This window comes from Pseudomonas sp. P4_C4 (genome assembly GCF_056402055.1).
In genome coordinates this window covers 50,443-61,847 of record NZ_JBFUID010000039.1, presented here as the reverse complement: position 1 = coordinate 61,847, position 11,405 = coordinate 50,443, and the positions used below count along the sequence as shown (strand labels likewise).

11 protein-coding genes are annotated in these 11,405 nt (G+C 61.9%); 3 read left to right on the top strand and 8 right to left on the bottom strand.

Going from position 1 to position 11,405, the window contains the following annotated elements; genetic code table 11:
* A partial coding sequence (locus AC1DXW_RS20235) for a LysR substrate-binding domain-containing protein (RefSeq protein ID WP_477760369.1) occupies positions 1-361 on the top strand: 361 nt, incomplete at its 5' end.
* Here AC1DXW_RS20235 and AC1DXW_RS20230 read toward each other — a convergent pair.
* The 3 genes from AC1DXW_RS20230 to AC1DXW_RS20220 all read right to left on the bottom strand — a co-directional run bounded on the left by AC1DXW_RS20230 (position 351) and on the right by AC1DXW_RS20220 (position 3,711).
* The gene (locus AC1DXW_RS20230; RefSeq protein WP_477754565.1) at positions 351-1,127 is read right to left on the bottom strand and encodes a substrate-binding domain-containing protein; all 777 of its coding nucleotides are present in this window, start codon (positions 1,125-1,127) and stop codon (positions 351-353) included. The genes AC1DXW_RS20235 and AC1DXW_RS20230 overlap by 11 nt on opposite strands.
* 26 nt (positions 1,128-1,153) lie before the next feature.
* Positions 1,154-2,446, bottom strand: coding sequence for a tricarballylate/proton symporter TcuC (tcuC, locus tag AC1DXW_RS20225; RefSeq protein WP_477760368.1), 1,293 nt, complete (start codon positions 2,444-2,446; stop codon positions 1,154-1,156).
* A gap of 191 nt (positions 2,447-2,637) precedes the next feature.
* Positions 2,638-3,711 carry a diguanylate cyclase domain-containing protein gene (locus tag AC1DXW_RS20220; protein ID WP_477754567.1) on the bottom strand — a complete coding sequence of 358 codons (1,074 nt, stop codon included), beginning with the start codon at positions 3,709-3,711 and terminating at the stop codon, positions 2,638-2,640.
* A gap of 173 nt (positions 3,712-3,884) precedes the next feature.
* Between AC1DXW_RS20220 and AC1DXW_RS20215 the strand changes: the two genes are divergently transcribed.
* Entirely contained in the window at positions 3,885-4,223 is a 339-nt protein-coding gene (locus AC1DXW_RS20215; protein WP_477754568.1) for an FKBP-type peptidyl-prolyl cis-trans isomerase, read from the top strand.
* Between the two features lie 51 nt (positions 4,224-4,274).
* Here AC1DXW_RS20215 and AC1DXW_RS20210 read toward each other — a convergent pair whose 3' ends face one another.
* Positions 4,275-5,426: a cytochrome P450 gene (locus tag AC1DXW_RS20210; protein ID WP_477760367.1), complete on the bottom strand. Its 1,152-nt coding sequence runs from the start codon at positions 5,424-5,426 to the stop codon at positions 4,275-4,277.
* Positions 5,427-5,505: 79 nt separating this feature from the next.
* Between AC1DXW_RS20210 and AC1DXW_RS20205 the strand changes: the two genes are divergently transcribed.
* Positions 5,506-6,270 (top strand): ArsR/SmtB family transcription factor, encoded by a 765-nt coding sequence (locus tag AC1DXW_RS20205; protein WP_477755842.1) that lies wholly within the window; start codon positions 5,506-5,508, stop codon positions 6,268-6,270.
* A 159-nt stretch (positions 6,271-6,429) separates the two neighbouring features.
* Here AC1DXW_RS20205 and AC1DXW_RS20200 read toward each other — a convergent pair whose 3' ends face one another.
* The 4 genes from AC1DXW_RS20200 to AC1DXW_RS20185 form a co-directional block, all read right to left on the bottom strand.
* Positions 6,430-7,449 (bottom strand): branched-chain amino acid aminotransferase, encoded by a 1,020-nt coding sequence (locus tag AC1DXW_RS20200; protein ID WP_223455986.1) that lies wholly within the window; start codon positions 7,447-7,449, stop codon positions 6,430-6,432.
* A 235-nt stretch (positions 7,450-7,684) separates the two neighbouring features.
* On the bottom strand, positions 7,685-9,067 hold the full coding sequence (lpdA, locus tag AC1DXW_RS20195; RefSeq protein WP_477755843.1) for a dihydrolipoyl dehydrogenase: 1,383 nt from the start codon (positions 9,065-9,067) through the stop codon (positions 7,685-7,687).
* A 3-nt stretch (positions 9,068-9,070) separates the two neighbouring features.
* The gene (locus tag AC1DXW_RS20190; RefSeq protein WP_477755844.1) at positions 9,071-10,345 is read right to left on the bottom strand and encodes a dihydrolipoamide acetyltransferase family protein; all 1,275 of its coding nucleotides are present in this window, start codon (positions 10,343-10,345) and stop codon (positions 9,071-9,073) included.
* On the bottom strand, positions 10,346-11,404 hold the full coding sequence (locus AC1DXW_RS20185) for an alpha-ketoacid dehydrogenase subunit beta (RefSeq protein WP_477755845.1): 1,059 nt from the start codon (positions 11,402-11,404) through the stop codon (positions 10,346-10,348). It abuts the gene before it with no gap.
* Between the last annotated feature and the right edge of the window lies 1 nt (position 11,405).

Sequence of the window (11,405 nt, the reverse complement as noted above, 5' to 3'; positions counted from 1 at the left end):
CACCAGGGACGAGTTCTATCAGCAGGATTACATCTCGCTGGATAAAACCTCGGGCAACCGTTTTCTGCTGGACCAGGCGCTGACCGGCGTGGTGCCGCAGCGGCCGAGCATCTGCGAAACCCGGCACGTGACCACCATGATCGGTCTGGTGGAGGCCGGGTTGGGCGTGGCGGCGGTGCCGTTGATGGCGATGCCGGCGGCGGATCATCCGATCCTGACGCGGGTGCCATTGACCGAACCGCAAGTGATGCGCAGCGTCGGTCTGATCAAGCGCCGGGGTCGAACCCTGACCCCGGCGGCATTGGAGCTGGAACGGCTGGTGGTGGAGATGAAAGTCCTGCAGCCGTCGGTCAGTGACTGACCGAGTCCAGTCCGGTCGCTTTCACGTCCGGTTGAGCCTGGGCCGAGGCCAGGTACTCCAGCAGTGCCTTGGCTTCGGCCGGGTGCTGTGCACCTACCGGGATGCCGGCGGCAAACCGGGTGACCGACTGCACCGACTCCGGAATCTTCGCCACGAAACTGACCCCCGGCACCGGCAACAGTTCGCTGACCTGCTGGAAACCCAGTTGATAGTCACCGGTGGCAACCACCGAGCCCACGGGGATTTTCGGCACCATGGTCGACTTTGGCTTGAGCTGGTCCTCGATCCCCAGGCGCTTGAACAGCTGCTGCTCGATGTACACGCCGCTGGCGCTGTCTGAGTAGGCCACTGATTTGGCGTCGAGCAGCGTCTTTTTCAGGCCCTCGACGTTGCTGATATCCGGTTTCGGCGCACCTTCGCGCACCACCAGGCCAATGCGCGAATCCGCCAGTTCGACTCTTGAAGCGGGATCGACTTTGCCTTGTTTGATCAGATCGTCCAGCGCGTAGCCGACCATGATCACCACGTCGGCTTGCTCACCCCGGGCCAGGCGATTGGGGATCGCTTCCGGGGCCTTGCCCATGGAGGGGCCGAGTGCGGTGTCGAGGGTGTTGCCAGTGGAGGCGGCGAACTTCGGGCCGAGGATCTTGTAGGCCGCCGTGAAGCCGCCGGAGGTCATCACACGGATCTCTTCAGCCTGGGCAATGCCGCTCAAGCCCAGACTGGCCACCAACGCAAGGGCGGCAAAACTGAAGGTTTTTTTCATGGTCAAGTTCTCGATAAAGGGCCGGTTCACGAGGCCACCGGTTGCAGATGGTTCGAGGCGCGTCGATAGAGCATGAGCGTCGCGCACAGCGCGCACAGGGCTGCAAAGCTCATCCAGTAACCCGGCGCCGCCTTGTCGCCGGTGTACTGGATCAGCAAGGTCGACATCGCCGGGGTGAACCCGCCGAACACGGCCGTGGCCAGGCTATAGGCGAGGGAGAAACCGGCCACCCGGACTTCCACTGGCATGATCTCCGTCAGCGCCGGGATCATTGCGCCGTTGTACAGGCCGTAGATGAACGACAGCCACAGCAACACCAGCAGCATGTGGATGAAGCTGGGCGCGTTGACCAGAAAGGTCAGCATCGGATAGGTGGTGGCGATGGCCAGCACAGCCATGACAATCAACACCGGGCGGCGACCGATTCGGTCGGACAGGGCTCCGCCAATCGGCAGCCAGATGAAGTTCGAGACGCCGACCAGCAATGTCACCAGCAGCGCATCGGACGTGCTCAGGTGCAGCACGGTTTTACCGAAGGTCGGCGCGTACACCGTGATCAGGTAGAACGCGGTGGTGGTCAGGGCGACCATCATCATGCCAGCGAACACGGTCAGCCAGTTTTGCCCCAGGGTGCGGAACACTTCACCCATGCTCGGGCGGTGTTTACGGGTGGCGAACTCTTCGGTTTCTTCCAGGTTGCGGCGCAGCAGGAAGATGAACGGCACGATCATGCAGCCGACGAAAAACGGAATCCGCCAGCCCCAATCGGCAATCACACTCGGCGCCATCCACTGGTTCAAGGCGTAACCCAGCGCGGCGGCGACGATGATCGCCACTTGCTGGCTGCCCGACTGCCAACTGGTGAAAAAGCCCTTGTGGCCGGGTGTGGCGATCTCGGCGAGATACACCGACACGCCGCCCAATTCCGCACCGGCGGAAAAGCCCTGCAGCAGCCGCCCGATCAGCACCAGGGCCGGGGCGAACAAGCCGATGGTTTCGTAGCCGGGCACCAGCACAATCAGGATGGTGCCGCTGGCCATGATCGACAGAGTCACGATCAACCCTTTGCGTCGGCCCACATCATCGATATAGGCACCCAGCACCACCGCGCCCAACGGACGCATCAGAAAGCCTGCGCCGAACACTGCGAAGGTCATCATCAGCGAGGCGAATTCGCTGCTGGCCGGAAAGAATACGGCAGCGATTTGCGTGGCATAGAAACCAAAAAGGAAGAAGTCGAACTGTTCGAGGAAGTTGCCCGAGGTGACCCGGAAAATGGCACTGGCGCGAGAGCGTCCGCGCGGGATTGAGGCTGTCATCGATAAATACTCCACCGCTTTTATGACGTGCGCTGCCTGGACGCGGCGCACGGTTCTTATTGGGGCGGATAGTGGAGCAGGGGGATCGATATGTTAATTGCATAGTTGGCATGCATTGATGTGTGAAGTGGATCAATGCATTCGTGGACGTGCTCGTGCAGTTACCGGTACAGGCACCCGTCGACGAAACGCTATTCGTTATGTGCCCGCACTACGCTCTCGGTGCCCAGCCGATACTGATTGTTCCCGCTGCGCTTGGCCTCATACATCGCCAGGTCGGCAATGTGCAGCAAGCGGTCGATGCTCGGCGCATGATCGGGGAACACGGCGACGCCGAGGCTGGTGCCGATGTGGCGCTGGTCGTTGCCGATGGTGACGGGCGGGGAGAGTTCGACGAAGATTTTCTGGCAGATGGTGCGCGCTTCGTCTTGCAGGCTTTTACCTTGGGGCAGGTCCTGGAGGATGACTACGAATTCGTCGCCGCCGATCCGGGCGACGGTGTCRGTGCCACGCAGAATGCGCTTGAGCCGTGTGGCGGTCGTGACCAGCACCCGGTCGCCCGCCGCATGACCATAGCGGTCGTTGATGGCCTTGAAACCATTGAGGTCGACAAACACCAGCGCCACCCGCGTGGCACCGGCGCGTGCCTGTTCCAGCGCTTCGGACAGGCGCTCTTCGAGCACCAGGCGATTGGGCAGGCCGGTCAGCCGGTCGTAATGGGCCAGGTGCTTGAGGTAGTTGGCCGAGGCCTTTTCTTCGGTGATGTCGCGTACCACGCCCATCATCTTGATCGTTTCGTTGTGGTCATTCTTGACCACGTTGCCGGTTTCCCGCAGCCAGCGGATCGTTCCGTCGAGCCAGACCACGCGGTACTCCTCGTCATGGTTTTCGCCGGTTTCCAGGCAACGCAGTTCGCCGGCCCGAACCCTGTGCCGGTCGTCCGGATGCACGCAGGAGCAGAACAGGGCGTAAGAGGGCATCACTTCGCCGATCTTGAAGCCGAACATGCCGAAAATTGCATCTGACCAGTACAACCGGTCGGTGTCGACATCCCAATCCCAGGTGCCGATACGAGCGAAATACTGGCTGCGTTTGAAGCGCTCGGCGTCGTCATCCTGGTGGATGCTCCGGCCTTCGGACAGGCTGTTGATGATCGCGCGATACTCCGCCAGCCGCTTGTGCAGCGAGCGTTCGCGCCAGACCAGCGCGACGATCAGGGTAAGCGTCATTGAACCAAGGATGACGCTGGTCCAGAGCAGGATCATTCGGGGGTGGCCTTCAGGGCGGTGAACCGTACGGGTAATTGTTGATTATTTTAGTTCAGTAAACAGCTTTAAACGCCGCGCGCGGAGACGGCAATGGTTGCCAATCGAGAGCAAATCTGGGAAAACGGCGCCCGTCAGGCCCTTGAGGGCGAGTGAGCATACGAGTGAATTCAATGAATGACGAGCTTCAGGTAATCGATCTGCAAGTGGGTGACGGAAAAGCCGCCATCAAAGGCGCGCTGATCACCACCCAGTACCGTGGCTGGCTGGAGGACGGGAGCGAATTCGACTCTTCCTACAGCCGTGGCAAACCCTTCCAGTGCGTGATCGGCACCGGGCGGGTCATCAAGGGCTGGGATTTGGGCATCATGGGCATGCAGGTCGGCGGCAAGCGCAAGTTGCTGGTGCCGGCGCACCTGGCCTATGGCGAACGCACCATGGGCAAGATCACGCCGAATTCGAACCTGATCTTCGAAATTGAATTGCTGGAAGTGCTGACGCGGGATGATTGACTTGAAGCTGGCTAGCCAACGCGAACGCTTGGCGCCGGTCCGTGAGTTGTCTCACCTGACCGTCGAATACCGCACTGCTTGAGCGGTTTTCGGTCGGTCACTGAACAGCGCAATCCGTCCATTCACGGACGGGCGGTAATGCCAGGTCAGGCGATCCAGTGCCGGCTTCATCGCCAGAATTTGCCGGACGGTGGCGCCAGCAATGCATAACGCCAGTCGTTGCCCCGGACATTGATGGCGCCCCGCACCAAAGGTGAAGCTGCGCCGGTTCGGGTGGTCGAGCAGGAAGGTGTCGGGGTTGTCGTTGAGCTGCGGGTCGCGATTGGCCGAGGCCAGCAGCACCAGGATCACGTCTGCGGCTTTCAGCTGCACCCCGTCAATCTCGCAGGGGGCGGCGACGAAGCGGCGGGTGTTCTGTACCGGCGGGTCGAAACGCTGCACTTCGGCCAGCAGGTCTTCGACAGGGGTTGATTCGCTGCGCAACGACGGGTGTTGAATCAATGCCAGCACGGTGTTGCCGATCAGTCCGGCAGTGGCCTCGAAGGTCTGGGAGAACAGGCCGATCAGGTTGGCGATCAGCGTTTGCGGTGCGCCGGACGCGAAGCGCTGGCGGATGCCTGCAAGCAGAAGGCTGTGGTTGTCCGGGTCGGCCAGAAGCTCGACACAGTAACTGCTCATTTGTTCGGCGGCAGCGTGGGCGGCGGTCAATTGCGCCGCGTCACTCAGGGGCGACAGGCAGGCGACGAAATCCGCCGTCAACTCGCTGATGGCGCGGCCCTGAGCCGGGGTGAATCCCAACAACGCCGCCACCACGCACACCGGTCCGCGAAACATGGCGTTGTACAGGCCAGCGGCATCCGCGGTCATCAATCGGGCGCTGACCAGGGCCTCGACTTCCCGCGCATCGATCAACTTCAGCCCCTGCTCAATCGCCGACCGTGGGCAACGCTGGCGTTCACCCTCATTCATGCGCATCAATTGGCCGAACACCTGGCCGGCCATGCCGTCGGCGATCGCCTTGGGGACTGGCTCCTGCGCCGGTCGAACATGGCAATCGGGATGCGCCAGGACGGCGGCCACCACCCGGGCGCTGCTGGCCACCCACAGGTTCAGCCCTGGATGAAAAGCCAGCCCACCTTCGGCACGCAGTCGTGCGTAGTAGGGATAGGGATCGGTATGGGTCGCAGCGATGATCGGGTCCATGGGGCGCAGCCTTTTGTTGTTGGAAAGTGTTGCTACTATCTCCAGTCCGAAAGGGCGTTGATTCGTCCGGGAGCGAAATATGAGCGCAGAACAACACGACATCGGTGTCTCGCAGGTAGCGGCAGCCATCGCCGAGCCTGCACGGACGAAAATCCTCTGTTCGCTGATGGACGGCCACGCCCGCACCAGCACCGAACTGGCGACGGTGGCCGAAGTCAGTGCGTCGACCGCCAGTGCCCACCTGGCCAAACTCAAGGAGCTGGCGCTGGTGCGGCTGCACGTTCAGGGACGTCACCGCTATTACAGCCTGGCGGACAAACGCGTGGCCCAGGCCTTGGAGGCGCTGATGGTGATCGGCCAGAACACTGCGCCGGAATTCAACTCGCGGACCCCGGATCGCCTGCAGTTTGCCCGCACCTGCTACGACCACATGGCGGGCACCCTGGCCGTGCTGATGCATGACCGGATGCTCGAAGCGGGCTGGCTCGAGGAAACCGACGAACAGGCCTATCGCTTGAGTGACAGTGGTTCGGCAATGTTTCAGGGGCTTGGGATCGAGGTACAGGACTTGAGCACCTTGCGCCGCCGCTTCGCCTGCCCGTGCCTGGACTGGAGCATGCGTCGGCCGCATCTGGGCGGATCGCTGGGTGCGGCGTTGCTGCAAACGGCGCTCAAGCGCAAGTGGGTGACCCAGGATCTGGACAGTCGCGCGTTAGCGTTGACGGCGTTGGGGCGCAGGGAGATAGCGGGGCGGTTTGGGCTTGAGTTGCCGTTGGCGGTTGAGGGCAATGTTAAAACTTCGCAAATCGCGGCAGGTTCGGTGGAGTTTGTGAACATTCGCTGACTGTCGATACGGGTATTCCGGTTGTTTCTGTGTTGAATGCAATGCCGTCATCGCGAGCAAGCTCGCTCCCACAGGGGGCGGTGGATTCGTCTGTGCAATGCAAACAAAAAGCCCCCCATCGGTCACCCGATGGGGGGCTTTTGTGCGTCTGGCGTCAGATCAAACCTTGACGATCCAGCCCGCTGGCGCTTCGATGTCGCCGGTTTGCACGCCGGTCAGCTCTTTGTAGAGCTTCTGGGTGATCGGGCCGACTTCGGTTTCGCTGTGGAACACGTGCAGGTGGTCGTTGTAGTTGATGCCGCCAATTGGCGTGATCACTGCAGCGGTGCCGCAAGCGCCGGCTTCCTTGAAGTCCGACAGTTTGTCGATGAACACGTCGCCTTCGACCACATCCAGACCCAGGCGGGACCGGGCCAGTTCGATCAGCGACAGACGGGTGATGCCCGGCAGTACCGATGGCGAGTTCGGGGTCACGAACTTGTTGTCGTGGGTGATCCCGAAGAAGTTGGCCGAACCGACTTCCTCGATCTTGGTATGGGTCAGCGGATCCAGGTAGATGCAGTCGGCGAAATGCGCTTTCTTGGCCTGGGAACCCGGCATCAGGCTGGCGGCGTAGTTGCCACCGACCTTGGCGGCACCGGTGCCTTGTGGCGCGGCACGGTCGTAGCTGGAGATCAGGAAGTTGTGCGGGGTCAGGCCGCCCTTGAAGTAGGCGCCGACCGGGATGCAGAAGATCGAGAAGATGAACTCGGGGGCGGTACGCACGCCGATGTTGTCACCCACACCGATCACGAACGGGCGCAGGTACAGCGCGCCGCCGGTGCCGTACGGCGGAATGAAACGCTCGTTGGCGCGGACCACTGCTTTACAGGCTTCGATGAATTGCTCGGTGTCCACCTGCGGCATCAGCAGGCGGGCGCAGCTGCGCTGCATGCGCAGGGCGTTCTGGTCCGGGCGGAACAGGTTGATCGAACCATCCTTGCAACGGTAGGCCTTCATGCCTTCGAAGCATTGCTGGCCATAGTGAAGGGCAGTGGAGCCTTCGCTGATGTGCAGCACGTTATCTTCGGTCAGGGTGCCCTTGTCCCACTCGCCATTGCGAAAGTACGACAGATAGCGCTTGTCGGTCTTGATGTAGTCAAAACCCAGCTTGTCCCAATTAATGCTTTCGTTACCCATGACACCCTCTATCTCTTAACAACCGCCGAAACGGTTCAAGGCTTCTGACGTTTTTTGGATGGGGACAACAATACTTCATTCCGGGCCCATTTCGCAGCCCGGATTGCATTCCTTGTAGGAGCGAGCTTGCTCGCGATGGACGTCAACGATAACGCGCCTCGTCTGAGTGACCGCGTTGTCCTGAGTTTTTCGCGAGCGAGTCGAATCGTCGCACCGTCGCTCCTACAGGTTCGGGCTAGAGGTGCAATGCGTGCCCAAGGGCCCGTAACGCCGCTTCCTGCACCGCCTCACCCAGCGTCGGATGGGCATGGATGGTGCCGCCGATGTCTTCCAGCCGCGCGCCCATCTCCAGGCTTTGCGCAAACGCCGTGGACAATTCGGACACGCCGACGCCCACCGCCTGCCAGCCGACAATCACATGATTGTCGCGACGGGCGACCACGCGCACGAAGCCGCTTTTCGACTCCAGCGTCATGGCCCGGCCATTGGCGGCGAACGGGAAGTTCGACACGATGCAGTCCAGGCCTGCGGCCTTGGCTTCGTCCGGGGTCTTGCCGACTACCACCAGTTCCGGGTCGGTGAAGCACACGGCGGCGATGGCGGTCGGGTTGAACTCGCGGGTCTTGCCGCTGATCAGCTCGGCGACCATCTCGCCCTGGGCCATGGCCCGGTGCGCGAGCATCGGTTCGCCGCTCAGGTCACCGATGGCATACACGTTGCGCATGCTGGTCTGGCAGCGGTGGTCGATCTTGATCGACGAACCGTTCATGTCCAGGTTCAGCGCTTCGAGGTTCCAGCCCTGGGTGTTCGGCTTGCGACCGACGGCCACCAGCACCTGATCGGTTTCCAGGTTCAGGGTCTCGCCGCCTGGTTCCAGTACTTGCAAGGTATTGTTAGAAGAATCAAAACCTTGAACGCTATGTTTCAAGTAAAGCTTTACGCCGAGTTTTTTCAGTTCGTCGTGCACCGGTTGAGTCAGTTCGGCGTCGTAGGCCGGCAGGATGCGCTCCTGCGCTTCCACCACGCTGACTTCGGCGCCGAGCTTGCGATAGGCAATGCCCAGCTCCAGACCGATGTAACCGCCGCCGACCACGATCAAGCGCTTGGGCACGGAGGTCGGCGCCAGGGCTTCGGTGGACGAGATGATCGGCCCGCCAATCGGCAGCATCGGCAGGTTCACGCTTTTTGAACCGGTGGCCAGCACCAGGTGCTCGCACTGGATACGCGTGTCGCCGACTTCAACGGTCTTGCCGTCGATGACCTTGGCCCAGCCTTGAACAACCTGGACCTTGTTCTTTTTCAGCAGCGCCGCAACGCCAGTGGTCAGGCGATCGACGATGCCGTCCTTCCACTCGACGCTCTTGGTGATGTCCAGGGTCGGCGCCGAGACGCTGATGCCCAGCGCCGAGTGCTGGTTGTGGTGCCGGGTCTGGTGGAACTGCTCGGCGACATGAATCAGTGCCTTGGACGGAATGCAGCCGATGTTCAGGCAGGTGCCGCCCAGGGATTGGCCTTCCACCAGAATGGTCGGAATGCCCAGCTGGCCGGCACGGATCGCTGTTACGTAACCGCCGGGGCCGCCGCCGATGATCAGCAGCGTGGTGTTCAAAGTCTGCATTCGTTACTCCACAAACAGAGTGGCGGGTTGTTCGAGCAAGCCGCGAATGGCCTGGATGAAGAGCGCCGCGTCCATGCCGTCGACCACGCGGTGATCGAAGGAGCTGGAGAGGTTCATCATCTTGCGGATCACGATCTGGCCTTTGATCACCATTGGCCGTTCGACGATCTTGTTCACGCCGACAATCGCCACTTCCGGCAGGTTCAGCACCGGCGTGCTGACGATGCCGCCCAAGGCGCCAAGGCTGGTCAGGGTGATGGTCGAACCGGACAACTCGTCGCGGCTGGCCTTGCCGTTGCGTGCGGCGTTGGCCAGGCGAGCGATTTCCGCTGCGCTGTCCCACAGGCTGCGGGCTTCGGCGTGACGCACCACCGGCACCATCAGGCCGACATCGCTCTGGGTCGCGACGCCGACATGTACCGCGCCGAGGCGGGTAATGACCTGGGCTTCGTCGTCGTAACGGGCGTTCATCTGCGGGAAGTCGCGCAGGGCGACGACCATGGCGCGGACCAGGAATGGCAGCAAGGTCAGCTTGCCGCGGGTGGCGCCGTGTTTTTCGTTGAGGTGCGCGCGCAACTCTTCCACAGCCGTGACGTCGATTTCTTCGACATAACTGAAGTGGGCGGCACGCTGGGTGGCGTCCTGCATGCGCTGGGCGATCTTGCGGCGCATGCCGATCACCGGGATCTGCTGTTCATCGGTACGTTGGGCGTAAGCAGCCGCCACCGGTGCCGAGGCGGTCGACTGACCCTGAGCCAGGTAGGCGTCGAGATCTTCGTGCAGTACACGGCCGGCAGGGCCGGTGCCTCGGACCAGACGCAGCTGAATACCGAGGTCCAGCGCATGCTTGCGCACGGCCGGGGAGGCCAGCGGACGCTCATCGGCCTCGCGAGCAACCATCGGGCCCTGGCAAACGGCAGCTTTCGGCGCTGGGGCAGCGGCCGGTTTGCTTTCAACCACGGTTTCTACTTTGGCTGCGGCCACAGGCGCTTCTTTAACAGGTGCCGGTTGCGCCGACTCCTTAACGTTGCCCGCGCCTTCGACTTCAATGCTGATCAGCACGCTGCCGACCGCCATGACTTCACCCGGCTGGCCACCGAGGGCAATGACCTTGCCATGCACCGGCGACGGGATATCGACCATCGCCTTATCGGTCATGACATCGGCCAGTACCTGATCTTCGACGACCATGTCGCCGACCTTGACGTGCCATACCGACAATTCAACTTCTGCAATGCCTTCACCAATGTCCGGCATTTTAATAACGTGCGTGCCCATTCAGACCTCCATGACCCGTTTCAACGCCGCGCCCACTCGGGACGGGCCTGGGAAATACGCCCACTCTTGCGCGTGCGGGTAGGGAGTGTCCCAACCGGTGACGCGTTCGATCGGCGCTTCCAGGTGGTGGAAGCAGTGCTCTTGCACCAGCGCCGTCAGTTCGGCGCCGAAGCCGCAAGTGCGGGTGGCTTCGTGAACGATCACGCAGCGCCCGGTTTTCTTCACCGATTTGGTGATGGTTTCGAGGTCCAGCGGCCACAGGCTGCGCAAGTCGATGACTTCGGCATCCACGCCGCTTTCTTCAGCGGCCACTTGCGACACGTAGACGGTGGTGCCGTAGGTCAGTACGGTGACGTCCTTGCCCGGACGGGCGATAGCGGCAACGTCCAGCGGTACGGTGTAGTAACCGTCCGGAACCTGTGCGGCGGGGTGTTTCGACCACGGGGTTACCGGGCGTTCGTGGTGGCCGTCGAAAGGACCGTTGTACAGTCGTTTCGGCTCCAGGAAGATCACCGGGTCATCGTTTTCGATGGAGGCAATCAGCAGGCCTTTGGCGTCGTAGGGGTTGGACGGCATGACGGTGCGCAGACCGCATACCTGAGTGAAGAGTGCCTCGATGCTCTGGCTATGGGTCTGGCCGCCGTAGATGCCGCCGCCACAGGGCATGCGCAGGGTCATCGGCGCGGTGAATTCGCCAGCCGAGCGATAACGCAGGCGCGCGGCTTCGGAAATGATCTGATCGTAGGCCGGGTACACGTAGTCGGCGAACTGGATCTCCACCACCGGGCGCAGGCCGTAGGCGCCCATGCCCACGGCGGTGCCGACGATACCGCTTTCAGAGATCGGCGCGTCGAACACCCGGGAGGTGCCGTACTTGGCTTGCAGGCCTTCGGTGCAGCGGAACACGCCGCCGAAGTAGCCCACGTCCTGGCCGAAGACCACGACGTTGTCGTCACGTTCAAGCATCACATCCATGGCCGAGCGCAGGGCCTGGATCATGGTCATGGTGGTCGTGGTCATGGCGGTTTCCAGCTCGATATTGTTGTTGTGATCGTTCATG